Annotated in this window: 25 protein-coding genes, 2 tRNA genes and 1 pseudogene; 6 read left to right on the top strand and 22 right to left on the bottom strand. The window is 55.3% G+C overall.

Annotated features, from left to right (window positions below):
* Positions 1 to 72: 72 nt before the first annotated feature.
* Both AAEY27_RS04840 and AAEY27_RS04835 read right to left on the bottom strand, forming a co-directional pair.
* Complete coding sequence (locus AAEY27_RS04840) at positions 73 to 309, bottom strand: non-oxidative hydroxyarylic acid decarboxylases subunit D (protein ID WP_342323779.1); 237 nt, start codon at positions 307 to 309, stop codon at positions 73 to 75.
* Between the two features lie 10 nt (positions 310 to 319).
* Positions 320 to 1747: a non-oxidative hydroxyarylic acid decarboxylases subunit C gene (locus AAEY27_RS04835; protein WP_342323778.1), complete on the bottom strand. Its 1428-nt coding sequence runs from the start codon at positions 1745 to 1747 to the stop codon at positions 320 to 322.
* A 195-nt stretch (positions 1748 to 1942) separates the two neighbouring features.
* Between AAEY27_RS04835 and AAEY27_RS04830 the strand changes: the two genes are divergently transcribed.
* Positions 1943 to 2350, top strand: coding sequence for a MarR family winged helix-turn-helix transcriptional regulator (locus AAEY27_RS04830; RefSeq protein ID WP_342323777.1), 408 nt, complete (start codon positions 1943 to 1945; stop codon positions 2348 to 2350).
* On the opposite strand, the pseudogene AAEY27_RS04825 reads toward AAEY27_RS04830, so the two are convergent.
* The 14 genes and pseudogenes from AAEY27_RS04825 to cysG all read right to left on the bottom strand — a co-directional run.
* Positions 2347 to 2448, bottom strand: a pseudogene (locus AAEY27_RS04825) (LysR family transcriptional regulator); the annotation flags it as partial. The gene AAEY27_RS04830 and the pseudogene AAEY27_RS04825 overlap by 4 nt on opposite strands.
* A 141-nt stretch (positions 2449 to 2589) precedes the next feature.
* On the bottom strand, positions 2590 to 3582 hold the full coding sequence (gene rpoS / locus AAEY27_RS04820) for an RNA polymerase sigma factor RpoS (RefSeq protein WP_342323776.1): 993 nt from the start codon (positions 3580 to 3582) through the stop codon (positions 2590 to 2592).
* 124 nt (positions 3583 to 3706) lie between these two features.
* The gene (nlpD, locus tag AAEY27_RS04815) at positions 3707 to 4834 is read right to left on the bottom strand and encodes a murein hydrolase activator NlpD (RefSeq protein ID WP_342323775.1); all 1128 of its coding nucleotides are present in this window, start codon (positions 4832 to 4834) and stop codon (positions 3707 to 3709) included.
* 115 nt (positions 4835 to 4949) lie between these two features.
* Entirely contained in the window at positions 4950 to 5576 is a 627-nt protein-coding gene (locus AAEY27_RS04810) for a protein-L-isoaspartate(D-aspartate) O-methyltransferase (RefSeq protein WP_342323774.1), read from the bottom strand.
* Positions 5570 to 6331 (bottom strand): 5'/3'-nucleotidase SurE, encoded by a 762-nt coding sequence (gene surE / locus AAEY27_RS04805; protein ID WP_342323773.1) that lies wholly within the window; start codon positions 6329 to 6331, stop codon positions 5570 to 5572. Before surE ends, AAEY27_RS04810 begins: the two co-directional genes overlap by 7 nt.
* On the bottom strand, positions 6312 to 7361 hold the full coding sequence (truD, locus tag AAEY27_RS04800; RefSeq protein ID WP_342323772.1) for a tRNA pseudouridine(13) synthase TruD: 1050 nt from the start codon (positions 7359 to 7361) through the stop codon (positions 6312 to 6314). The genes surE and truD overlap by 20 nt, the downstream gene beginning before the upstream one ends.
* Positions 7358 to 7837, bottom strand: a complete 480-nt coding sequence (ispF, locus tag AAEY27_RS04795; RefSeq protein ID WP_342323771.1) for a 2-C-methyl-D-erythritol 2,4-cyclodiphosphate synthase — start codon at positions 7835 to 7837, stop codon at positions 7358 to 7360. The genes truD and ispF overlap by 4 nt, the downstream gene beginning before the upstream one ends.
* Positions 7837 to 8547 (bottom strand): 2-C-methyl-D-erythritol 4-phosphate cytidylyltransferase, encoded by a 711-nt coding sequence (ispD, locus tag AAEY27_RS04790; protein ID WP_342323770.1) that lies wholly within the window; start codon positions 8545 to 8547, stop codon positions 7837 to 7839. Before ispD ends, ispF begins: the two co-directional genes overlap by 1 nt.
* Before the next feature lie 19 nt (positions 8548 to 8566).
* Complete coding sequence (gene ftsB, locus AAEY27_RS04785) at positions 8567 to 8896, bottom strand: cell division protein FtsB (RefSeq protein WP_342323769.1); 330 nt, start codon at positions 8894 to 8896, stop codon at positions 8567 to 8569.
* 162 nt (positions 8897 to 9058) lie between these two features.
* Entirely contained in the window at positions 9059 to 9385 is a 327-nt protein-coding gene (locus tag AAEY27_RS04780; protein WP_342323768.1) for a DUF3561 family protein, read from the bottom strand.
* A gap of 110 nt (positions 9386 to 9495) precedes the next feature.
* Positions 9496 to 10101, bottom strand: a complete 606-nt coding sequence (gene cysC, locus AAEY27_RS04775; RefSeq protein WP_342323767.1) for an adenylyl-sulfate kinase — start codon at positions 10099 to 10101, stop codon at positions 9496 to 9498.
* The gene (gene cysN / locus AAEY27_RS04770) at positions 10101 to 11528 is read right to left on the bottom strand and encodes a sulfate adenylyltransferase subunit CysN (RefSeq protein ID WP_342323766.1); all 1428 of its coding nucleotides are present in this window, start codon (positions 11526 to 11528) and stop codon (positions 10101 to 10103) included. Before cysN ends, cysC begins: the two co-directional genes overlap by 1 nt.
* Before the next feature lie 9 nt (positions 11529 to 11537).
* The gene (cysD, locus tag AAEY27_RS04765) at positions 11538 to 12446 is read right to left on the bottom strand and encodes a sulfate adenylyltransferase subunit CysD (protein WP_342323765.1); all 909 of its coding nucleotides are present in this window, start codon (positions 12444 to 12446) and stop codon (positions 11538 to 11540) included.
* A 9-nt stretch (positions 12447 to 12455) separates the two neighbouring features.
* Complete coding sequence (cysG, locus tag AAEY27_RS04760) at positions 12456 to 13871, bottom strand: siroheme synthase CysG (protein ID WP_342325462.1); 1416 nt, start codon at positions 13869 to 13871, stop codon at positions 12456 to 12458.
* Positions 13872 to 14107: 236 nt separating this feature from the next.
* Between cysG and AAEY27_RS04755 the strand changes: the two genes are divergently transcribed.
* Positions 14108 to 15142, top strand: a complete 1035-nt coding sequence (locus AAEY27_RS04755) for an aminopeptidase (RefSeq protein WP_342323764.1) — start codon at positions 14108 to 14110, stop codon at positions 15140 to 15142.
* Positions 15143 to 15271: 129 nt separating this feature from the next.
* Here AAEY27_RS04755 and rlmM read toward each other — a convergent pair whose 3' ends face one another.
* From rlmM to AAEY27_RS04735, 4 genes are all read right to left on the bottom strand, one after another.
* The gene (gene rlmM / locus AAEY27_RS04750; RefSeq protein ID WP_342323763.1) at positions 15272 to 16372 is read right to left on the bottom strand and encodes a 23S rRNA (cytidine(2498)-2'-O)-methyltransferase RlmM; all 1101 of its coding nucleotides are present in this window, start codon (positions 16370 to 16372) and stop codon (positions 15272 to 15274) included.
* The gene (locus tag AAEY27_RS04745) at positions 16365 to 16760 is read right to left on the bottom strand and encodes a DUF423 domain-containing protein (protein ID WP_342323762.1); all 396 of its coding nucleotides are present in this window, start codon (positions 16758 to 16760) and stop codon (positions 16365 to 16367) included. The genes rlmM and AAEY27_RS04745 overlap by 8 nt, the downstream gene beginning before the upstream one ends.
* 41 nt (positions 16761 to 16801) lie before the next feature.
* Positions 16802 to 17716 (bottom strand): glycine cleavage system transcriptional regulator GcvA, encoded by a 915-nt coding sequence (gene gcvA, locus AAEY27_RS04740; RefSeq protein WP_342323761.1) that lies wholly within the window; start codon positions 17714 to 17716, stop codon positions 16802 to 16804.
* A 351-nt stretch (positions 17717 to 18067) separates the two neighbouring features.
* Complete coding sequence (locus AAEY27_RS04735) at positions 18068 to 18295, bottom strand: YgdI/YgdR family lipoprotein (protein ID WP_342323760.1); 228 nt, start codon at positions 18293 to 18295, stop codon at positions 18068 to 18070.
* A gap of 197 nt (positions 18296 to 18492) precedes the next feature.
* Between AAEY27_RS04735 and csdA the strand changes: the two genes are divergently transcribed.
* Together csdA and csdE are read left to right on the top strand one after the other, a co-directional pair.
* Complete coding sequence (gene csdA, locus AAEY27_RS04730; protein WP_342323759.1) at positions 18493 to 19698, top strand: cysteine desulfurase CsdA; 1206 nt, start codon at positions 18493 to 18495, stop codon at positions 19696 to 19698.
* Positions 19698 to 20147, top strand: coding sequence for a cysteine desulfurase sulfur acceptor subunit CsdE (csdE, locus tag AAEY27_RS04725; RefSeq protein WP_342323758.1), 450 nt, complete (start codon positions 19698 to 19700; stop codon positions 20145 to 20147). The genes csdA and csdE overlap by 1 nt, the downstream gene beginning before the upstream one ends.
* On the opposite strand, the gene tcdA is transcribed toward csdE, so the two are convergent.
* Both tcdA and mltA read right to left on the bottom strand, forming a co-directional pair.
* The gene (gene tcdA, locus AAEY27_RS04720; RefSeq protein ID WP_342323757.1) at positions 20132 to 20944 is read right to left on the bottom strand and encodes a tRNA cyclic N6-threonylcarbamoyladenosine(37) synthase TcdA; all 813 of its coding nucleotides are present in this window, start codon (positions 20942 to 20944) and stop codon (positions 20132 to 20134) included. The genes csdE and tcdA overlap by 16 nt on opposite strands.
* 65 nt (positions 20945 to 21009) lie before the next feature.
* A complete protein-coding gene (gene mltA / locus AAEY27_RS04715) occupies positions 21010 to 22116 on the bottom strand; it encodes a murein transglycosylase A (protein ID WP_342323756.1) in 1107 nt (368 codons plus the stop codon).
* Positions 22117 to 22323: 207 nt separating this feature from the next.
* Between mltA and AAEY27_RS04710 the strand changes: the two genes are divergently transcribed.
* Both AAEY27_RS04710 and AAEY27_RS04705 read left to right on the top strand, forming a co-directional pair.
* Positions 22324 to 22400, top strand: a tRNA-Met gene (locus AAEY27_RS04710).
* Between the two features lie 50 nt (positions 22401 to 22450).
* A tRNA-Met gene (locus tag AAEY27_RS04705) sits at positions 22451 to 22527 on the top strand.
* The last annotated feature ends 44 nt before the right edge of the window (positions 22528 to 22571 follow it).

Below are 22571 nucleotides of genomic sequence, written 5' to 3'. Positions count from 1 at the left end.
GCGCTGACGCTTATCCGGCCTACGGAATATTGTAGGTCGGGTAAACGAAGTGCCGCCATCCGGCATTAGGCGCTAACGTTTATCATCCGCCAACAGCGGCGGAATGCTCGGCACCTGCGGTGCACCATCAATCTCTTTCTGCGTCATCCGAAACGCCTCGGGGTAATGCTCACGGCTGGTGCGGCGCAGCGGTTCGCTATCACGCCAGGTGTATAAACAATGCTGGCACTGAAACACCGTCCAGACGCCTTTCACTGGCGATGTCGCCATCACTTCAATCTGCGCATCGGCACAACGTGGACATATCATTTTTTGCTCCTTATTGGCGGTTCGCCAGCATGGCAGTCAGTTTCTCGGCCCAGGCTTTGGTTTCGGGTAAATCGCGCACCGGCTGGCTGTAATGGCCGCGCGTATCCGGCGCAACCGGTGTGGTGGCATCAATCACCAGCTTGTCGGTGATGCCCGCCGGGCTTGAGCCCGGATCCAACTCCAGCACCGACATATTCGGCAACTGCACCAAATCGCCCGCCGGATTCACTTTTGACGACAGCGCCCACATCACCTGCGGCAAGTTAAACGGATCGACATCTTCATCGACCATAATCACCATCTTCACGTAGCCCAGACCGTGCGGCGTGGTCATGGCGCGTAACCCCACGGCACGGGCAAAACCACCGTAGCGTTTTTTCGTTGAGATGATCGCCAGCAAACCGTGGGTGTACATGGCGTTCACCGCCTGCACTTCCGGGAACTCGGCTTTCAATTGCTGGTACAGCGGAACGCAGGTGGCCGGCCCAATCAGATAATCAATTTCGGTCCACGGCATGCCGAGATAGAGCGATTCGAAAATCGGTTTTGTGCGGTAAGAGACTTTATCGATGCGCACCACCGTCATATTGCGCCCGCCAGAATAGTGACCGGTAAACTCGCCAAACGGCCCTTCGATTTCGCGTTTGCGACCTTCAATTACCCCTTCGAGGATCACTTCGGAACCCCACGGCACATCGAGGCCGGTCAATGGCGCGGTGGCAATCGGGTATGGGCTTTCACGTAGCGCGCCCGCCATTTCATATTCTGATTGATCGTATTTCAGCGGCGTTGCGCCCATTAGCGTGATGATCGGGTCGTTACCGAGCGTAATGGCGATCGGCAAATCTTCGCCGCGCTCTTCCGCTTTATGCAGGTGCAGCGCAATGTCATGCATCGGCACAGGTTGCAGGCCGAGTTTGCGTTTGCCCTTCACTTCCATGCGGTAAATACCGACATTCTGTTTGCCGAAGTGATCGGGATCGAGCGGGTCACGCGAAACAACGCAGGCTTTATCGAGGTAGAAACCGCCATCGCCATCGTTCAGGCGAAACAGCGGCAGAATGTCGAACAGGTTAATACCGTCGCCATCGACGCTATTTTCCGTCCACGGCGGGTTATCCCGGCGTTCTGGCGCGACCGGGAAGGTATCCCAGCGGCGAATAAATTCGTCAATCTGCTGCTTTACCGGCGTATTGGGCGGCAAGCCGAGGGAAATGGCATGGTTCTGCCAGGAACCGATGGTGTTCATCGCCACGCGCGCGTCAATAAAGCCGCGAATATTGTCGAACCACAACGCCGGTGCGCCTTCGCCGATACGACCCGTCGCATTTGCAGCAGCGGCCAAATCCGGCTCGGCATTCACTTCTTCACTGATTTTCAGTAACTGTCCTTGGTCGTCCAGCGCCTGTAAAAAACTTCGCAAATCATCAAAAGCCATTACGCATTCTCCTGTGGAGGCAAGGTCAAATGGATTGAATTTGTTCGTATGCGAACATTAATTTTGCACCCTACGCTCGCCAGGAGGAGCTGACAAGCCAGCCGTTGTTTAGCCGCAAGAAAGGTTAAAAATTGTGTTGTTATAAAGCCGCTTAGAAGCGGCTATCATAGATGCGAATTATAATTCGGAGTGTCTATGGAATTGAGAAACGAAGCGTTTCACCTGTTGCGCCAGTTGTTTCAGCAACATACTTCGCGCTGGCAGCAAGCGCTGCCTGAACTCACCAAGCCGCAATACGCTGTGTTGCGCTCCATTGCGGACAATCCCGGTATTGAGCAAGTGGCGTTAACGGAAGCGGCGGTGAGTACCAAAGCGACGCTGGCGGAAATGCTCAGCCGCATGGAAAACCGTGGTCTGGTGCGCCGGGAAAACGATCCGGCGGACAAACGCCGACGGTTTGTCTACCTGACAAACGAAGGCGAAGCGCTGCTGGCCGCCAGCATTCCGCTGGGCAACAGCGTGGACAAAGCCTTTTTAGGCCGCCTGGATGCGCACGAACAAGCGGCGTTTTCCGCGCTTATCAAAAAGATGATGCACGACTAAGCCACCCATTCACGCAGAAAATCAACAAACGCGCGCACCCTGGCGGGAACATGCTGCGCATCCGCATAAACGGCATAAATGCCCTGCGAGGTAAAACCCCAGGCAGGGTGAACCAGTTGCTGTTCAAACGGGAAATGGGCAGATTGCTTTGGCGGCGCCTGCATGAAACGGTAGCCGGATAGCAGGCAAAGAAAAAGGCCGAGTCATCTACGACCGGCCTTTTTGACTGGAAAGGGTGCTTATTCGCGGAACAGCGCTTCGATATTCAGCCCTTGTGTTTGCAGGATTTCGCGCAAACGACGCAGACCCTCAACCTGAATCTGACGAACACGTTCGCGAGTGAGACCAATTTCACGGCCTACATCTTCGAGTGTCGCAGCTTCATACCCCAGCAGACCGAAACGACGTGCCAGAACTTCACGCTGTTTGGCGTTCAGTTCGAACAGCCATTTGACGATGCTTTGTTTCATATCATCGTCTTGCGTGGTGTCTTCCGGACCGTTGTCTTTCTCATCGGCCAGGATGTCCAGCAGCGCTTTTTCAGAATCACCGCCCAGCGGTGTGTCAACGGAGGTAATGCGCTCGTTGAGACGCAGCATACGGCTTACATCATCAACAGGTTTATCCAGCTGTTCGGCAATCTCTTCCGCACTCGGTTCGTGATCCAGTTTATGCGACAACTCACGCGCGGTACGCAGATAAACGTTCAGCTCTTTAACAATGTGAATCGGCAGACGAATGGTACGGGTTTGGTTCATGATTGCCCGTTCAATGGTCTGACGAATCCACCAGGTGGCGTAGGTTGAGAAACGGAATCCGCGTTCAGGGTCAAACTTCTCAACAGCACGGATCAGCCCCAAGTTGCCCTCTTCAATCAGATCCAGCAGCGCCAGACCGCGATTGCTATATCGACGGGCAATTTTCACTACCAGACGCAGGTTACTTTCAATCATGCGTCGGCGAGAGGCTACGTCACCACGTAGTGCACGGCGTGCGAAATAGACTTCTTCTTCGGCCGTTAATAGCGGGGAGTACCCAATTTCCCCAAGGTACAGCTGAGTCGCGTCTAAAACACGCTGGGTGGCACCCTGCGATAACAGCTCCTCTTCAGCCAGGTCGTTATCACTGGGTTCCTCTTCTACTAAGACTTTCTCATCAAAAGTCTCTGTTCCGTTCTCATCAAATTCCGCGTCTTCATTTAGATCATGAACTTTCAGCGTATTCTGACTCATAAAGTGGCTCCTACCCGTGATCCCTGGGCAAAGTATATGAAGACGCTTCATTGCGCCTGTTACAGCGGCATCTGCGCGCGCTACAACGGTTCAAATCAGAGAACTTCAGTTACTTTGCACCGATTTATCGCTGCGGCAAATAACGCAGCGGGTTTACGGATTTCCCCTTGTAACGAATTTCAAAATGCAAGCGTGTAGAACTGGTTCCGGTGCTACCCATGGTAGCGATTTTTTGCCCCGCCTTAACTTCTTGTTGTTCCCGGACCAGCATCGTGTCGTTATGGGCGTAGGCACTCAGGTAATCATCGTTATGTTTGATGATGATTAGATTACCGTAACCGCGCAGCGCGTTACCGGCATAAACAACGCGCCCATCTGCGGTCGCGGTGATAGCCTGTCCTTTACTGCCCGAGATATCGACACCCTTGTTACCACCTTCGGTAGCAGAGAAATTGTCGATAACTTTGCCCTCAGTCGGCCAGCGCCATGTGGTAATCGGCGAGCTGGTTGTTGTACTGCTGACAGTCGGTTCGGTAGAGCTTACAGAAGGTGCTGTAACAGGCGCTGTGATAGTGGTCGCAGGCTTGTTGTTCGGCAACATTTTGTTAGCACTTTGTTCACCTGAATCTTCAGAATACGTAATTGTCGGTTTCGAAGCAACCACTGCGGTTGAATTTTGTGCAGATTTTGAGACGATTCCTTGCGCAGATGCATCAGCCTGAGTGATTGCATTACCACCTGTGATTGGCGTACCAGATGCATTTCCGACCTGCAAAGTCTGCCCGACATTCAGGCCATACGGGGCGGCAACATTGTTGCGCTGCGCCAGATCGCGGAAATCGTTCCCGGTGATCCACGCAATGTAGAACAGCGTATCACCACGTTTGACGGTGTAAGTACTGCCGCCGGTGTAGCTGCCTTTCGGGATATTGCCGTATTTGCGGTTATAAACGATGTGCCCGTTGACCGTCTCGACAGGTTGCTGGGCGACGGGTTGCGTCTGCGTCGGTTGAATGGAAGGTTGCTGTACCGGCTGAATTTGCGGTTGTTGTGACGCCGAGCCCAATTTTGGCGGCGGTGTAATGAGCATTCCTGAATTGCTGCCGGAACTGGCGCTTGAGCCAGCGTTTCCGCCAACGGAACTGACCGGTGCTGGAGTATTAGTGGAATTTGAACACCCTGCCAGCCAAAGTGAAACCAGTGACAATGCCGCAACACGGCTTACGGTTAATTTAGGGCTTCCCGCGCTCATTTTTCCCCCAACAATATGTAAATTACCAATGACTTAAAGACAACCGCGAATGTCGACGGCAAATTTGCCCACAATACGCTGTTATGGTCTGAAAAACCCAGGAAAAATCTGTAACTCAGGCCAGTTCGCCTCTGACAAGCGGAACAAAGCGTACAGCTTCTACGGTATCGATAATGAATTCGCTTCCCTGCCGACGAACCCGCTTTAACTGCTGAAGTTCATCGCCCACAGGCAAAACGAGAATGCCGCCTTCGTCCAATTGCGACATCAGTGCAGTTGGGATTTCCAGCGGAGCGGCAGTCACAATAATAGCGTCAAATGGCGCGCGTGCTTGCCACCCCTGCCAGCCATCACCGTGACGAGTAGAAATATTGTGTAAATCGAGTTGTTTCAGGCGGCGACGCGCCTGCCATTGCAACCCTTTGATGCGCTCGACGGAACAGACATGATGCACCAGATGCGCCAAAATCGCCGTCTGGTAACCTGAACCGGTGCCGATCTCCAGCACGCGCGACGCCGGAGTGAGCTCCAGCAGTTCGGTCATGCGCGCCACCATATAGGGCTGGGAAATGGTTTGCCCTTGACCAATTGGCAACGCGACGTTATCCCACGCTTTGTGTTCAAACGCCTCATCAACGAACTTTTCACGCGGTACCAGCGACAGCGCCTCGAGCACCTGTTCATCTTTGATGCCCTGCGCACGTAATTGATTGAGAAGATCCTGTACGCGTTTGCTTACCATTGCGTATTCACCCCGGCGCGCTCCAACCAACCTGACACCACATCATGCGCGCTGTAAGCGGTTAAATCCACATGCAGCGGCGTCACGGAAACGTAGCCTTCGTCTACGGCCGCGAAATCGGTATCCGGCCCGGCATCGCATTTTTCGCCGGGCGGGCCAATCCAGTAAAGCGTGTTACCGCGCGGATCTTGCTGCGGAATCACCTGATCCGCCGGATGGCGGCTGCCGCAGCGCGTCACGCGAATGCCTTTGATCTCGTCGAGGGGCAAATCCGGCACGTTGATATTCAAAATACGCCCGGTTCGCAGGGGTTCGCGGCTTAACGCGCGCAGAATGGAACAAGTGACCGCCGCAGCCGTTTGATAGTGGGTATAGCCGTTGAGGGACACCGCCAGCGCCGGAAAACCCAGGTGGCGGCCTTCCATGGCGGCGGCAACGGTGCCGGAGTAGATAACATCATCGCCGAGGTTCGGCCCGGCATTGATGCCGGAAACGACCACATCCGGGCGCGGACGCATTAACGCGTTTACGCCGAGGTAAACGCAATCCGTCGGCGTGCCCATTTGCACGGCGATATCGCCGTTATCGAAAGTAAAAGTACGAAGCGAAGATTCAAGCGTCAGCGAATTAGACGCACCGCTGCGGTTACGATCGGGAGCGACGACCTGAACGTCGGCAAACTCCCGGAGAGCACGGGCCAACGTCTGGATACCCGACGCGTGGATCCCGTCATCGTTACTCAGCAATATTCGCATAATCACCCGATGTGTTGATAAGTTCCCTGACCACACTGGTGGCAAAGCTCCCCGCCGGTAGCCAGAAACGTAACTCGACGGTGACATCATCCCACCAGTTCCAGCTCAACTTTTGCGGATAGAGAAGCATGGCGCGGCGCGCTGCTTCAACTTTTTCCCGCACCAGCAAAGCCTGTAATTCCGGCGCATCGGCAACGGCCTGTTGCTCAAATGCCAGCGCGTCACGTTGTGAGCCCCAGTCGCCGCTGCCAGGCAATGGCGCGGTGACCATCAGCGCTTTTGCATCAACGCGCGCTTGCAGTTCCGCACGCTCTTCGTTGGTCGCAACAAACCAGCTTCCGCGACCCGCTAATTGTAGCGCATCACCGTCAACAACTTGATTAAAGTCCGTTTTTTTCAGGCGTTCGCTAACTATCTGATTAAACAACGCGCTGCGCGCTGCCGACAACCAAAAACTGCGTTTATTCCGATCGCGCACCGGGGCATCACTTTGCGCCCAGCGCAGCGCGCCCTGTAAATTGCTGCCACCGATACCGAAACGCTGAGCGCCGAAATAATTCGCTACACCTTTCTCGCTTATGGCCTGCAAACGCGCTTCAACGTCCGCCCGATCGCTCACTTCGCGTAGCACCAGAGTAAAATCGTTACCCTGCAATGCCCCAAGACGCAACTTACGCTTATGGCGGGCATATTCCAGCACTTTGCAGCCTTCCAGCGTGAACTTGCTGAGATCCGGCATCGTGTTGCCCGGCACGCGCGCGCAAAGCCACTGTTCGGTCACCGCGTGTTTGTCTTTTTGTCCGGCAAAACTGACTTCACGCGCATGAATTTTAAGGAATTTGGCTAACGCGTCAGCAACAAAACGCGTATTGCAGCCATTTTTCAGAATTCGTACCAGAATATGCTCGCCTTCGCCGTCTGGCTCAAAGCCGAGGTCTTCAACGACGAGAAAATCTTCCGGGCTGGCTTTCAGTAATCCGCTGCCCGCCGGTTTGCCGTGTAAATAGGTCAGGTTGTCGAAATCCGTCATTTCGCCGCCTTTACTAACAACGCAACCGCTTCACAGGCGATGCCTTCACCGCGCCCGGTAAAGCCCAGTTTCTCGGTGGTTGTCGCTTTGACGTTCACATCGTCCATATGGCAACCGAGATCTTCGGCGATAAACACCCGCATCTGCGGAATGTGCGGCAGCATTTTCGGCGCCTGCGCGATGATGGTCACATCCACGTTGCAAAGTTGATAGCCTTTGGCCTGAATACGCCGCCAGGCTTCGCGCAGCAGTTCGCGGCTGTCTGCGCCTTTAAACGCCGGGTCAGTGTCCGGAAACAGTTTGCCGATGTCGCCCAACGCCGCCGCGCCTAATAGCGCATCGGTCAGCGCGTGCAGCGCGACGTCGCCATCAGAGTGAGCCAGCAGGCCTTTTTCGTAAGGAATGCGCACGCCGCCAATGATAATTGGGCCAACGCCTCCAAAGGCGTGTACGTCAAAACCGTGTCCAATGCGCATTATGCTTTCTCCTGGGGGTCTGCATGGGTCAGATAGAATTCTGCGAGTCGTAAATCTTCGGGTCGGGTGACTTTAATATTATCCGCGCGTCCGGCGATTAATTCCGGATGATAGCCACAATATTCCAGCGCCGAGGCTTCGTCGGTGATGGTCGCGCCTTCATTGAGCGCGCGTGTTAAACAGTCGTGAAGCAGTTCGAGCGGGAAAAATTGCGGCGTCAGCGCATGCCATAAGTCATTGCGCTCAACGGTATGGGCAATCGCTGTTTTGCCCGGTTCGGCGCGCTTCATGGTGTCGCGCACTGGCGCGGCGAGAATTCCGCCAACGCGGCTGGTTTCGCTTAATTGAAGCAGGCGGTTTAAATCATCCTGATGCAGGCAAGGACGCGCGGCATCGTGCACCAGCACCCATTGTGCGCCAGCGGCGGCGCGAAGGCCTGCCAGCACGGAATCGGCGCGTTCTGCTCCGCCGTTGACGACGGTGATTTGCGGATGTTGAGCAAGAGGTAATTGGGCGAAGCGTTCATCGCCCGGGCTGACGGCGATAATCACTCGGTTCACGCGCGGATGGGCGAGCAGCGCGGCGACCGCGTGCTCAAGGATCGTTTTATCGCCGATGGAGAGATACTGCTTTGGACATTCCGTTTGCATGCGGCGGCCGAATCCAGCGGCCGGCACCACGGCACAGACGTCCGGTATCATTGCTGACATGTCGTGAATCCGGGGTTATTTAAGGTCTGTTCTGTGTATTTTGTGTGTTCTGCGCTGACCCCGGCGTGCGTTTCGACGCGTCCGGTACCAGACGATAAAATGTTTCGCCCGGCTTCGTCATGGTTAATTCATTGCGCGCGCGCTCCTCAATCGCTTCCTGGCCGCCATTGAGATCGTCAATTTCGGCGAAAAGTTGATCGTTGCGCGATTTTAATTTGGCGTTTGTCGCCTGCTGTGCCGCCACATCTTCGCTGACGCGGCCATAGTCATGCAGACCATTCTTGCCGAACCACAGCGAGTATTGCAGCCAGACCAGTAAAGCCAGCAATAGCAGCGTTAGTTTACCCATCCTGCCCCCTGAAAAACGGCATCATCATCCCATAACTTTTCGTCAGACTCCACTTCGGGGCCGGGTGATACCGCGCAAGCGCCAGACTTTATCATAAATGTGTGACTTTCCGAACCCGGACACATTGCCTTAATGAGCGTTACGGTTTGAAGTATGACGGGTTCAGCCTAATAACCACAAGAACAGCACACCGAACATCGCCGCCACCGTTAACAATGTCGCCACGCAGCTGTAGCGCAACCGGCCGTCGAGCAGCGAATGCAGCGCAATGCCGACCACCACGGAAACGGGCATCAGGGCGAGAAAAAAGGGCCAGGTGTAGAGAAAGAAAAACAGCGTGTTGGAGCCGTAAAACATAAATGGGATCGCCAGCGCCAGCAGCCATGCTACAAAACCGACGATAGCCCCAGGGAGAGACCATGTGGTTTCGTCGGCGGTCGTCGTAATGGATTGCGACCGGGGGATGGTGATGTTCTGACTGTTACGCATATCTGATCCTGTTGCCTGTACGACCGGTAAACGGAATACACGCAAGCTTCAGGAAGCGCGAACGTCAACGCCGGGATAACCTGAAGATGGCGTGTATCGCCTGTACCGTCTCAGGATCTGATAATATCGCCCTGCCTGAGGAGATCGAATAATTGACCAACCAAATTTGTTACCAATTGTTCGCCATCGAGGTGCACTTCCGCCGATTCCGGCGCTTCGTAGACCGAATCGATCCCGGTGAAATTATGCAATTCACCGGCGCGTGCTTTCTTGTAAAGCCCTTTTGGATCGCGCGCTTCGCAGATGGCCAACGGCGTATCGACAAACACCTCAATAAAGCGCCCTTCCCCCAGGCGCTCGCGCACCATCTGGCGCTCCGCGCGATGCGGCGAGATAAACGCCGTCAGCACCACTAAGCCAGATTCGACCATCAGTTTGGCGACTTCGCCCACCCGGCGAATATTCTCTTTTCGATCCGCGTCGCTAAACCCCAGATCGCTGCACAAGCCGTGACGCACATTATCGCCATCAAGCAAATAGGTGCTGACACCCGCGCGATGCAACGCCTCTTCCAGCGCGCCAGCAACGGTGGATTTCCCGGAGCCAGAAAGCCCGGTAAACCACAGCACAACCCCACGGTGACCGTGGAGTTGCTCGCGCTGCGCCGGCGTGACCGGATGGGCATGCCAGACGACGTTTTCGTCATGCTGCGCCATTATTTGCCTCCCAGCAGATCGCGCGCGCCCCAATGCGGGAAGTGTTTACGCACCAGCTGATTCAGTTCCAGCTCAAAGGCGCTGAATTGCGAAGGAACCGCCTGCGATTCGGTATGCACTTCACGCACCATCCCTGCCCCAACGGTGACATTGCTCAGGCGATCGATAAAGATCACGCCGCCGGTCACCGGGTTTTGTTGATAAGCGTCCAGCGTTAGCGGTTCGTCAAAGGTCAAATCAACCAGGCCGATGCCGTTCAGCGGCAAGTTTTCCACCTGGCGCTGGGTCAGATTGTTGATATCCACCTGGTACTGAATGTTATCAACGCGGGCGCGGGTTTTCTTACCGGCCACTTTGATGTCAAAACTTTGACCCGGGCTGAGCGGCTGTTCCGCCATCCACACCACATCCAGCGAGGCGCTTTGCACTGACGGCAGGGTTTCCTGCGCATCCAGAATCACGTCGCCACGGCTGATATCAATCTCATCTTTCAGCACCAGCGTGATGGCTTCGCCTGCGGCGGCTTCCTGCAAATCGCCGTCGAAGGTCACGATCCGCGCCACAGAAGATTCCACGCCCGACGGCAGCACTTTAATGCGCTGGCCGACTTTCACTGCGCCGGACGCCAACGTGCCGGAAAAACCGCGAAAATCGAGGTTCGGGCGGTTCACATACTGCACCGGGAAGCGCATCGGTTGCGCATCCACAACGCGCTGGATTTCGACCATCTCCAGCACTTCCAGCAATGTTGGGCCGCTGTACCACGGCATTTTCGCGCTCTGGCTGGCGACGTTATCCCCTTCCAGCGCTGACAGCGGCACAAAGCGGATATCGAGATTGCCCGGCAGTTGCTCGGCGAAAGTCAGGTAATCCTGGCGGATGTTCTCGAAAGTCTCTTCGCTGAAATCCACCAGATCCATTTTGTTAACCGCGACCACCAAGTGTTTGATGCCCAGCAGCGTGGAGATAAAGCTGTGACGACGCGTCTGATCCAGCACGCCTTTGCGCGCATCGATCAGTAAAATCGCCAGATCGCAGGTCGACGCGCCGGTCGCCATATTACGGGTGTACTGCTCATGCCCCGGCGTGTCGGCGATGATAAATTTGCGCTTCTCCGTTGAGAAATAGCGGTAGGCCACATCAATGGTGATGCCCTGCTCGCGCTCGGCTTGCAGGCCATCGACCAGCAATGCCAGGTCAAGTTTTTCACCCTGCGTACCGTGACGCTTGCTGTCATTGTGTAGCGTGGAAAGCTGATCTTCGTAGATTTGGCGGGTATCGTGCAGTAAGCGGCCAATCAGTGTACTTTTGCCGTCATCCACGCTGCCGCAGGTCAGAAAGCGCAGCAGGCTTTTGTGTTGTTGGGCATGCAGATACGCTTCGACGCCGCCTTCATTAGCGATTTGTTGTGCGATTGTGGTGTTCATGGCGGCTCCTTAGAAGTATCCCTGACGTTTTTTCAGCTCCATGGAGCCGGACTGGTCGCGGTCAATTACGCGGCCCTGACGTTCACTGGTGGTGGAAACCAGCATCTCTTCGATAATCTCCGGCAACGTCTGCGCATTGGATTCAACGGCACCAGTCAGCGGCCAGCAGCCGAGCGTACGGAAACGCACCATGCGCTTTTTGATAACTTCGCCAGGTTGCAGGTCGATACGATCGTCATCGATCATCATCAGCATGCCGTCGCGCTCCAGCACCGGGCGCTCAGCCGCCAGGTACAGCGGAACAATGTCGATATTTTCCAGGAAGATGTACTGCCAGATATCCAGTTCGGTCCAGTTCGACAGCGGGAACACGCGAATGCTTTCGCCTTTGTTGATCTGCCCGTTGTAGTTGTGCCACAGCTCCGGGCGCTGGTTTTTTGGGTCCCAGCGGTGGAAACGGTCACGGAACGAGTAAATACGCTCTTTCGCGCGTGACTTCTCTTCGTCACGGCGCGCGCCGCCGAATGCTGCGTCAAAACCGTATTTATTCAGCGCCTGTTTCAGCCCTTCGGTTTTCATAATGTCGGTATGTTTGGCGCTGCCGTGCACAAACGGGTTGATGCCCATCGCCACCCCTTCCGGGTTTTTATGCACCAGCAGCTCACAGCCGTAGGCTTTGGCGGTACGGTCACGGAATTCATACATCTCACGGAATTTCCAACCCGTGTCGACGTGCAGCAGCGGGAACGGTAGCGTGCCAGGATAGAACGCTTTACGCGCCAGATGCAGCATCACGCTGGAGTCCTTGCCGATGGAATACATCATCACCGGATTGGAAAATTCAGCGGCCACTTCGCGGATGATATGGATGCTTTCCGCCTCCAGTTGTCGCAGGTGAGTGAGTCGTTTTTGGTCCATATCCATTCCTTAAGCCAGATTAATCACGGAAGCGTCAAACGCCGCCGTCGCTGTCGTATGCTGGAACCAGGCAAGTTCGCGATGAAGCCCAACCACCTCGCCCACCACCAGCAGGGCGGGCATCGGGGCAGCTTTCGCCAGTTCCTCGAGTTGTTCTAATGTGCCGGTGGCAACCTGTTGATCCGCACGCGTCCCGCGCGAAATCACCGCCACCGGTGTGGTTTTCTCTCGTCCATAAGCGATTAATTGCGCGCTGATTTCCGCCGCTTTCATGGTGCCCATGTAGATAGCCAGCGTCTGGCGGCTTTGCGCCAGCTGCGCCCAGTCAAACGGGGCGCTGTCGGCTTTGTAATGGCCGGTGACGAACGTCACGCTCTGGGCGAAATCCCGGTGCGTCAGGGGAATGCCCGCATAGGCTGTTGCGCCCGATGCCGCGGTCACGCCTGGCACAACCTGGAAAGGCACGCCGGCTGCCGCCGCGGCTTGCAACTCTTCGCCACCGCGCCCGAAGATAAACGGATCGCCGCCTTTCAGACGCACCACCGTTTTGCCCTCGTGCGCCGCTTCAACCAGCATGCGGTTGGTGTCGTGCTGCGCCACCGAATGGGCGCCAGCGCGTTTGCCGACGCAGATTTTCTGCGCATCCCGGCGGGTCAATTCCAGCACTTCGTCGCTGACCAGGTGATCGTAAAACACCACATCGGCCTGCTGGATAACCTGCAAGCCACGCAGCGTCAGCAAGCCTGCATCGCCCGGCCCGGCGCCGACGAGGATGATTTCACCGCCGCTGGAACCAGGCCGTTGCAGTTCCGCTTCCAGCGTTTTTTCCGCAGCCGGTTCATCACCGGCCGCCATCAGGCTGGCGAAACGCCCGCGAAAAGCGCTTTCCCAGAAACGGCGACGTTCATCCGTGGTGCGCCGAAACGCCTTAATGCGTGTGCGCCAGCGCCCGGCAACTTCCGCCATGCGCCCTAAGTTACCCGGCAGCAACGCTTCAATTTTTTCACGCAGTAAGCGCGCCAGCACCGGCGCGTTGCCACCAGAGGAGATCGCCACCAGCAGCGGCGAACGATCGACAATCGACGGGAAAATAAAGGAGCACAGCGGCTGGTCGTCAACAACGTTAACCAGCCGATGGCGCGCATTAGCCGCATCAAATACCCGGCGGTTAAGCGCGGCATCATCGGTTGCGGCAATCACCAGGAAAACGGCATCCAGCTGCGATTCGTCAAACGCGGTCGCCAGCCAGTGGATGGCGTGTTCATCGGCAAGCTGTTGTAAGTGCGGTTCCAGTTGTTGCGCGACCACTTGCACGTGCGCGCCTGCCCGTCGCAAAAAGGTGATTTTGCGCGCGGCAATTTCGCCGCCGCCAATCACTAAAACGGGGCGGTCTTTTACAGCAGCAAATATCGGCAGGTAATCCACAACGCAGTAACTCACTCACAGCCAGCAATAGAGGGACTATAGGGGGCGGTTTAGAACGAATGAAATTACGAATTGGAATGAGTAGTTCCCTAAAGGAATAACACTCATACAAAGCAAATATCAAAAAGTGCTTAACGCGAGGATTTTCGTATGGTTAAGAACAAATGAAATTGTGCAAAGACGATCACAGTTTCATACTAAGCGCGTCAAAAATCTTGCTGCATAAAGGACTCCCTATGTTTTCCGCATTGCGCCTCCGTTCCGCTGCCCTGGCGCTCGGCGTATGCTTTATCCTTCCGGCTGATGCCCGTACTTCCCAACCTGGTAACATGGCAAGTGAACAGGCGCGTCATATCGCCACGCTGTTCCCCGGCCGCATGACTGGCACGCCGGCCGAAATGCTCTCTGCGGATTATGTGCAGCAGCAGTTTGAACAAATGGGTTACCAGAGCGATATCCGCAAGTTCAAAACCCGTTACCGCTACACCACAAAAGATAAACAGCAGAACTGGCAGAATGTGATTGGCAGTACGGTGATCGCCGCCCATGAGGGCACCCTTGTGCAGCAGATCATTATTATGGCGCATCTTGATACTTACGCGCCGCGCAGCGACGCCGATGTCGATAACAATCTTGGCGGTTTAACGCTTCAGGGAATGGATGACAATGCCGCCGCGCTGGGCGTGATGCTGGAGCTGGCGCAGGCGTTGAAAGCAGAGCCGACGCAGTACAGTGTCCGTTTTGTCGCCACCAGCGGCGAAGAGGAAGGCCAGCTTGGCGCGGAGAGTTTCCTCGCGCGGATGAGCGAAAAAGAGCGCAAGAACACGCTGCTGGTGATCAACATGAACAACCTGATCGTCGGCGACAAACTCTACTTTAATAGCGGTAAAAACACCCCGGCATCCGTGCGTAAACTGACGCGGGATCGCGCACTGGCGATTGCCCGTTCGCACGGAATTTTGGCGATGAGTACGCCAACCAATGCCGCAAAAAATCAGCATTGCTGTAGCGATGCCGACGTGTTTGATAAGGCGCAGATTCCGGTGCTGTCGGTGGAAGCCACCAACTGGTCATTGGGGAATAAAGATGGCGCCCAGCAACGGGCGAAATCGAAGATGTTTCCAAACGGGACCAGCTACCACAACGCGCGGCTGGATAATCAGCAGTATATCGACCAGGCCTTACCTGGCCGCATTGAGCGCCGCAGCCGCGACGTCATGCGCATTATGCTGCCGCTGGTAAAAGAACTGGCGAAAGCCGGAAAAAAATAAACCTATCTTTTCGTCAGTTTCAGCTGTCGAGCATTTATGCCGGGTGGCGCTGCGCTTATCCGGCCTGCATTTCTTATCAGGCGTACAATCCGTACGCCTGATAAGCGCAGCGCCATCAGGCAATAAGTCTCAGCGCTCATCCCGACGCCCACCCACCGCTGCCCACATCCTGCGAACGTGAACCGTCACTTCCTCGCGATCGTGATACAACTGACGCGCCTGAATCTGCGCGGCGATGCCATGTTCATCCAACTGCTGCTGAATGTACGCCAGGTTGTTCGACACCTCTTCGTAGCGTTTTTTCATCGGCAACTTGAGATTGAAAATGGTTTCGCGGCACCAGCCTTGCGTCAGCCATTGCGCCATCAGCGCGGCAACTTTCGCCGGTTTCTCCACCATATCGCACACCATCCATGAGATGTTGTTACGCGTCGGACGATAGCGGAAACCATCTTCGCGCAGCCAGGTCACTTGCCCGGTATCCATCAGGCTTTGCGCCATTGGGCCGTTATCGACAGAGGCCACCCACATGTTGCGTTTCACCAGCTGATAGGTCCAGCCGCCAGGACACGCGCCCAGATCGACGGCGTACATACCGTTGGCCAGGCGCTCATCCCACTCATCCGCAGGAATAAAGACGTGGAACGCCTCTTCCAGTTTCAGCGTCGAACGGCTTGGCGCGTCGGATGGGAACTTCAGACGCGGGATGCCCATATAAAAAGGTGAATTATTGGTCGTGTAGGAATAGCCGGTATAACAGCAACCCGGCGCAATAAAGAACACATGCACCACCGGGCGTTTTGGCGTATCACTGCGCGCCAGCACACCCGCTTCACGCAACGCGGTGCGCAGCGGCACGGTGAACTTACGGCAGAACTTCATCAGCTCTTTGCTTTCGTTGGTGTCCGCCACTTCGACACGCAGATCGCCGCCTTTTTCCACCACGCCTTGCAGCATGCCAGTGATGGGTGTAATGCGGTCTTCCGGCGGCAAATCACGCAGCAGTTCGCCGACGACGAACATCTGGCGGGCGAAAATCAACGAACTGAACGGCAGCTCGCGCGCCAGTTTGTCCGCGTCACCTTCCTGGTAGCACTCAAAAATGACATAGCCCGCGTTCTCTTTCACACGGGCAAAACCGAACACCTCACGACGTCCAGCTTTATCGGTAATCTCCGCGGCACACTCTTTCTCAAACCCCGGGCGGCATAGCAGCACCACTTTATTCATGAACAACGCCCCTACGTTTCAGACGAATTGCACCAACTAACATCAAAGCCCAGCCGATTAAGAAACACACGCCACCGACCGGGGTAACAAACGCCCACAGGCGTAAATGCGAGAGCGCCAGGCAATACAGGCTGCCGCTAAACAGCACGGTGCCAAGCGCCAGAAAAACACTGCTCCAGTAAAACCAGATGCTAATGCGGCGCTGCATCGCGACCGCCAGCCCAAACACCGCTAAGGTGTGGAATGCCTGGTATTCAAGGCCGGTCTGGATCCAGCTCATCTCCTGAACACCCAGAGATTTACTTAAAACATGCGCGCCGAAAGCGCCCAGCGCGACAAAAATAAAACCGCTCACCGCGGCGAAAATCAGCATAAAACGGCTGGTCATGTGAGTACCCTAAAAAGTCATACGCGCAGTACGCGCGCGAATTATTGTTCGTAACGGAAACGGAATTTTTCCTGTTCGCTTGCCGCTTTTGCCAGGATCCATTGACGAAAGGCGGCTATTTTACCCAGTTCTGCCTGACTGTCATGACAAACCAGATAAAACGCATTCTTACTGACCAGAACATCATTAAACGGGCAGACCAACCGGCCTGCTTCAATTTCGGACTGCGCCATCACATTGTTGGCCAGTGCGATCCCCTGTCCGTGGATTGCCGCCTGTAGCACCATAGAGCTATGGCTGAAGATGGGTCCCTGCTGAACGTTAAGATTAAGACCTAATTGGCGGGTATAAGTTTGCCAGTCGCGACGCGACGCGTCGTGCAATAAAGTGTGATGCGCCAAATCCTCCGGCGTTTTTATCGCTTTGTCGCCGGTGAGTAATAAAGGAGAGCAGACCGGCAGCAGATATTCAGCGTACAACTTTTCAACGCGCAGCCCCGGCCAGTTGCCGCGACCGTAGAAAATCGCCACGTCGACATCGTCCGCCAGCTTATCTTCTTCACGGTCCACCGCCTGGATTCGCACATCGATTCCCGGATAAGCTGAGTTAAAGCTAGAGAGCCTCGGCACTAGCCATTGAATCGCAAAACTGGGCAATAAACTGACCGTTAGCGCGCCCTTGGCGCTGCGCGCTTGCAGTTTGCGTGTGGCTTCATTGAGTTGGGAAAATATCTCTTTGATATCCTGAAAATAACTCTGCCCTTCTTCGGTAAGCAACAGCGATCGGTTGCGTCGACGGAACAGTTTCAGGCCGAGAAAATCCTCGAGAGACTTGATTTGGTGGCTTACTGCGGCCTGCGTCACAAAAAGCTCATCGGCAGCGCGAGTAAAACTCAGATGGCGGGCAGCGGCATCAAAAACACGTAATGCATTCAGTGGTGGTAATCGCTTGGACATGGTTATCAGGCTTATATGTAAACTCAATTTAACAAACAGGAAACAGTGGTTAACCTATTAGTTTTTTTTATCTGAGCCATTATAAATTGTCCGTTGAGCTTCTACCAGCAAATACCTATAGTGGCGGCACTTCCTGAGCCGGAACGAAAAGCTGTTTTGGAATGTCTGTTCTGAAGGGCTTTTGGCTTACGGTTGTGATGTTGTGTTGTTGTGTTTGCAAATTGGTCTGCTATTCAGACCCCGGTAGCAACGCTACCCCTTTTTCACTTCCTGTACATTTACCCTGTCTGTCCATAGTGATTAATGTAGCACCGCAAGATTGCGGTGCTTTTTTTTGCCCGGAAAACGGCATTACTTATCCAGGGCGACCATTTCTTTCACGTCGGTACGGTTGATCTGCTGCTCATTACCGTTGGCGTCTTTGTACGAAATCAGGCCGGTCTGGTCATCGGTTTTCGGCTTGCCTTCAGAAATAATCGTCCGACCATCGTTGGTGTGCAACGCGTAGTTAGGACCGGAACAAGCGCTCAGGGCAAAAGCTAACGTACAGGCAGAAATAATTGCGGCAGTCTTCTTCATCTTCTTCTCCTTGCTTCTGGCAATTAATGCTGTGAAATACTCTTCCTGGAAGAGTCTGGAACACATACCTAACACTATTCAGCATAACCTGCTTCCCCAAGTTCGCCAGTACAAACAGATAATTCCGATGGTTATCAACTTCCTTGCTACAACAGAAAAATTGCGCGACGATCGACGGCTTACAGATGAGGATGAGTATGAACGCATTTAACCCATCACACTTTCGTGCCCAGTTTCCGGCGCTTGCTGACGCGGGTGTCTATCTCGACAGCGCGGCAACGGCATTAAAACCGCAGGCGGTCATTGACGCCACGCAACAGTTCTACAGCCTGAGCGCGGGCAATGTGCATCGCAGCCAGTTTGCGCAGGCGCAACAGCTGACCGCGCGTTATGAAGCCGCGCGCGACCAGGTCGCCGCTCTGCTTAACGCCCCTTCCGGCAAAAATATTGTCTGGACGCGCGGCACCACCGAAGCCATCAATATGGTCGCTCAGTGTTACGCTCGCCCGCGCTTGCAGCCCGATGACGAAATCATTGTGAGCGAAGCGGAACATCACGCGAACCTCGTTCCGTGGCTGATGGTGGCGCAACAAACCGGCGCGCGGGTGGTGAAATTGCCGCTCGGTGCTGACCATCTTCCTGATATAAACCAACTGCCGCACTTGATTACGCCGCGCAGCCGCATTCTGGCGCTGGGGCAAATGTCCAATGTTACAGGCGGCTGCCCGGATCTCGAACGCGCCATTACGCTTGCTCATGCGACAGGCATGGTAGTGATGGTCGATGGTGCGCAAGGCGTGGTGCATTTCCCGGCTAACGTACAACGTCTTGATATCGATTTTTATGCGTTCTCCGGCCATAAACTCTATGGGCCAAACGGCATCGGCGCGCTGTATGGCAAAACAGAATTGTTGAATGCGATGTCGCCGTGGCTTGGCGGCGGCAAGATGATCACCGAAGTGACGTTTGAAGGTTTCACCACCCAGCCAGTGCCTTACAAGCTGGAAGCCGGGACGCCGAACGTGGCGGGCGTGATTGGTTTAAGCGCCGCGCTGGAGTGGCTCAACACGCTGGATATCGCGCAAGCGGAAAGTTACAGCCGTGGCCTGGCGACGCTTGCGGAAGAGCAACTGGCGCAGCGCCCCGGTTTCCGCTCTTTTCGCTGCCAGGATTCCAGCCTGGTGGCGTTTGATTTCGAAGGAATCCACCACAGTGATATGGTGACGCTGCTCGCCGGTTACGGTATTGCGCTTCGCGCTGGTCAGCACTGCGCACAGCCGCTGCTGGCGGCACTTGGTGTGACCGGCACCTTGCGTGCCTCATTTGCGCCCTATAATACACAGCAGGATGTGGACGCGCTGGTCAACGCCGTTGACCGTGCCCTGGAAATATTGGTGGATTAATGACAAGTCCTGCTTTTGCCGGACACCCGTTCGGCAGCGTGGTCACAGAAGAGACATTACGCAAAACGTTCAGCACGCTCAACGCGTGGGAAGATAAGTACCGCCAGCTGATCCTGCTGGGTAAACAGTTGCCGGCCGCAACAGACGAACTAAAAGCGCAGGCGCGGGAAATCCCCGGTTGCGAAAATCGCGTCTGGCTCGGTTCGAGGTTGTCGGCAGAGGGCACCATGCACTTTTTTGGCGACAGTGAAGGCCGAATTGTTCGCGGTTTGCTGGCGGTGTTGCTGACCGCAATAGAAGGCAAACGCCCGGAAACGTTGGTTGAGGGCGATCCGCTGGCGTTGTTTGATGAGTTAGGGCTGCGCACGCAGCTTAGCGCGTCACGCAGCCAGGGGCTGGCGGCGCTGGCCGCCGCCGTTCAGGAAGATGCTCGTCAGGCGCTGGCCTGACGCTCGGCTTTCGCCAGCAGTTTTTTCAATGCATGGGAGACCGCGATAAACCCAAAGGTGGCGGTCACCATGGTCGCCGCGCCGAAGCCGGCCGCGCAATCCATTCGTTTTGGCCCTTCCGCCGTGCTTTTCATCGCGCACACCGAACCATCTGCCTGCGGGTAAACCAGCGCTTCAGTGGAAAATACGCAATCCACGCCGAGTTTACCTTTGCTGTTTTTCACCACGCCGAAATCGCTTTTCAGGCGCTCGCGCAGTTTGGCCGCCAGCGGATCCTGAATGGTCTTCGCCAGATCGCTCACCTGGATCTGCGTCGGATCGATCTGCCCGCCCGCGCCGCCGGTGGTCACCAGCGGGATTTTGTTACGGCGACAATAAGCAATTAGCGCCGCTTTTGGGCGCACACTGTCAATGGCATCAATCACGTAGCTGTAATCGCGGTTCATCAATTGCGCGACATTATCCGCCGTGACGAAATCATCCACCACGGTGACCAGGCACTCTGGGTTTATTTCACGGATGCGATTCGCCATCACTTCGGCTTTCGCCAGGCCGACATTCTCGCGCAGGGCGTGGATCTGCCGGTTGGTATTCGTGACGCACACATCGTCCATATCAATCAGCGTGATCGCGCCGATACCGGTGCGCGCCAGGGCTTCTGCTGCCCAGGATCCCACGCCGCCAATACCCACCACGCAGATATGCGCGTCGGCAAACCATTGCAGCGCTTTCTCACCATACAAACGCGCCGTGCCGCCAAAGCGCTGTCGCCAGGCGTCGCTGATTACTGCTGACATAAACAAACCTCAAGGTAAAACGGGAAACCCTCTTCCAGGGCGGAAGAGGGCGAAGTCTAGCACACTCAGCCGCTGAACACGTTGCCAGCCGTGGCGGTTCCGGGCGCATTCTTCAGCACCCAGACGCGGCCATAATGGTTATACCAACCGGCGCGGTGACCGGCATCCGGACCGATGCCCTGATAGATATCAAAGTGCTGGCCTTTAATGGCGCCGCCAACATCCAGCGCCACCATCAGGCGCAACTCATAGCGACCGTTGAATTTGCCGTTGTTATCCAACTGCGGCACTTCCGCCAGCAGCGTGGTTCCCGGCGGGATCACGGTCCGGTCAGAGGCAACAGACGCACGGCCAATCAGCGGTACCGCGCTCGCGCCTTTTACCGGCGCCCAGGATTGCGGTTTAAAGAAGACGAAGGAAGCGTTCTCTTCCAGCAGCGCGCGCACTTCGGATTCGCTGTGCTTTTCGCCCCACTCGCGGATGGCCTGCATCGACATATCTTCGCGCTTCACTTCTCCGCTATCGATAAGCACCTTGCCGATACTGCGATAGGCATGACCATTTTTCCCGGCGTAGCTAAAGAAGTTAAGCGGGCTGCCATCGCCAAAGTCGATATAGCCGCTGCCCTGCACATCCATAATAAAGTTGTCCATCAGCGAGTTGCTGTAGGCCAACACATAATTCTCACTGAGCGCACCGGCGTAGATCTCGGCGCGAGACGGTAAGCGGCCGCGTTTTGGCGGCATGCGGTAAATCGGATACTGGAATTCACCCTGCCGAGTGTGGCGTGCCTGCACCACCGGCGTGTAGTAGCCAGTGAATTGCACGTTGCCATAATTGTCGGTGCCTTCCATCTGCCAGGCATCAATGCCGTACTGGCGCAGCGTACGCGTGTCGCCCCCGGCGCGCAGCCAGGCGTCAATCGCGTTGTAAACGCTGCTCTGGCTACCATAAAGGCGCGGGGCAGCACTGCGGACCTGGCTTATCTGTTCGGAGAAGTCTCCGGCGTTGATTGGCGCGCCAATGGCGTCAGGTTGGTTAACGAGGGAAAAAGGCTGGGAAAATTTTCCGTCTTTATACTGTTGACCGCGATCGGTCGGTTTTGAAGAGCAGGCCGCGAGAATTGCCACCATCGCGCCTGTGAGTGCGTACTTAGCCCAACGTCCTTTCATTATTTCTCAACTTTTTGATTAACCCGAAGCGAATTGAAGATAACAAACCCCACCCGCTAATGAAATGCGCCAGCACGTTCAGAGGTCAATTTCGTTCAAAATATGAACTGATTGTATTGTTTTTACACATAATCCCGCCAATTCATTGATTAAGGCAAAAAAAAGGTTGCATCAATAAGTTTGCAGAGTATAGTGCGCATCCACGGACGCGGGGTGGAGCAGCCTGGTAGCTCGTCGGGCTCATAACCCGAAGGTCGTCGGTTCAAATCCGGCCCCCGCAACCAATTAAAATGTGAAGAAATAAGTTTACATGATGGAAGTGTAAACAGACGGACGCGGGGTGGAGCAGCCTGGTAGCTCGTCGGGCTCATAACCCGAAGGTCGTCGGTTCAAATCCGGCCCCCGCAACCAACACAATAAACACCTTAACGGGTGTTTTTTTGTATCTACGGTTT

Source organism: Kosakonia sp. BYX6 (genome assembly GCF_038449125.1).
Taxonomy (GTDB): Bacteria; Pseudomonadota; Gammaproteobacteria; order Enterobacterales; family Enterobacteriaceae; genus Kosakonia; species Kosakonia calanthes.
The sequence above is the reverse complement of the archived record's forward strand: the minus strand, read 5'-3'. Positions and strand labels throughout refer to the sequence as shown.

Excerpts from the sequence above, each read along its gene's own strand:
- AAEY27_RS04840 (WP_342323779.1), bottom strand. The coding sequence starts at position 309 with ATGATATGTCCACGTTGTGCCGATGCGCAGATTGAAGTGATGGCGACA.
- AAEY27_RS04835 (WP_342323778.1), bottom strand. The coding sequence starts at position 1,747 with ATGGCTTTTGATGATTTGCGAAGTTTTTTACAGGCGCTGGACGACCAA.
- AAEY27_RS04830 (WP_342323777.1), top strand. The coding sequence starts at position 1,943 with ATGGAATTGAGAAACGAAGCGTTTCACCTGTTGCGCCAGTTGTTTCAG.
- rpoS (WP_342323776.1), bottom strand. The coding sequence starts at position 3,582 with ATGAGTCAGAATACGCTGAAAGTTCATGATCTAAATGAAGACGCGGAA.
- nlpD (WP_342323775.1), bottom strand. The coding sequence starts at position 4,834 with ATGAGCGCGGGAAGCCCTAAATTAACCGTAAGCCGTGTTGCGGCATTG.
- AAEY27_RS04810 (WP_342323774.1), bottom strand. The coding sequence starts at position 5,576 with ATGGTAAGCAAACGCGTACAGGATCTTCTCAATCAATTACGTGCGCAG.
- surE (WP_342323773.1), bottom strand. The coding sequence starts at position 6,331 with ATGCGAATATTGCTGAGTAACGATGACGGGATCCACGCGTCGGGTATC.
- truD (WP_342323772.1), bottom strand. The coding sequence starts at position 7,361 with ATGACGGATTTCGACAACCTGACCTATTTACACGGCAAACCGGCGGGC.
- ispF (WP_342323771.1), bottom strand. The coding sequence starts at position 7,837 with ATGCGCATTGGACACGGTTTTGACGTACACGCCTTTGGAGGCGTTGGC.
- ispD (WP_342323770.1), bottom strand. The coding sequence starts at position 8,547 with ATGTCAGCAATGATACCGGACGTCTGTGCCGTGGTGCCGGCCGCTGGA.
- ftsB (WP_342323769.1), bottom strand. The coding sequence starts at position 8,896 with ATGGGTAAACTAACGCTGCTATTGCTGGCTTTACTGGTCTGGCTGCAA.
- AAEY27_RS04780 (WP_342323768.1), bottom strand. The coding sequence starts at position 9,385 with ATGCGTAACAGTCAGAACATCACCATCCCCCGGTCGCAATCCATTACG.
- cysC (WP_342323767.1), bottom strand. The coding sequence starts at position 10,101 with ATGGCGCAGCATGACGAAAACGTCGTCTGGCATGCCCATCCGGTCACG.
- cysN (WP_342323766.1), bottom strand. The coding sequence starts at position 11,528 with ATGAACACCACAATCGCACAACAAATCGCTAATGAAGGCGGCGTCGAA.
- cysD (WP_342323765.1), bottom strand. The coding sequence starts at position 12,446 with ATGGACCAAAAACGACTCACTCACCTGCGACAACTGGAGGCGGAAAGC.
- AAEY27_RS04755 (WP_342323764.1), top strand. The coding sequence starts at position 14,108 with ATGTTTTCCGCATTGCGCCTCCGTTCCGCTGCCCTGGCGCTCGGCGTA.
- rlmM (WP_342323763.1), bottom strand. The coding sequence starts at position 16,372 with ATGAATAAAGTGGTGCTGCTATGCCGCCCGGGGTTTGAGAAAGAGTGT.
- AAEY27_RS04745 (WP_342323762.1), bottom strand. The coding sequence starts at position 16,760 with ATGACCAGCCGTTTTATGCTGATTTTCGCCGCGGTGAGCGGTTTTATT.
- gcvA (WP_342323761.1), bottom strand. The coding sequence starts at position 17,716 with ATGTCCAAGCGATTACCACCACTGAATGCATTACGTGTTTTTGATGCC.
- AAEY27_RS04735 (WP_342323760.1), bottom strand. The coding sequence starts at position 18,295 with ATGAAGAAGACTGCCGCAATTATTTCTGCCTGTACGTTAGCTTTTGCC.
- csdA (WP_342323759.1), top strand. The coding sequence starts at position 18,493 with ATGAACGCATTTAACCCATCACACTTTCGTGCCCAGTTTCCGGCGCTT.
- csdE (WP_342323758.1), top strand. The coding sequence starts at position 19,698 with ATGACAAGTCCTGCTTTTGCCGGACACCCGTTCGGCAGCGTGGTCACA.
- tcdA (WP_342323757.1), bottom strand. The coding sequence starts at position 20,944 with ATGTCAGCAGTAATCAGCGACGCCTGGCGACAGCGCTTTGGCGGCACG.
- mltA (WP_342323756.1), bottom strand. The coding sequence starts at position 22,116 with ATGAAAGGACGTTGGGCTAAGTACGCACTCACAGGCGCGATGGTGGCA.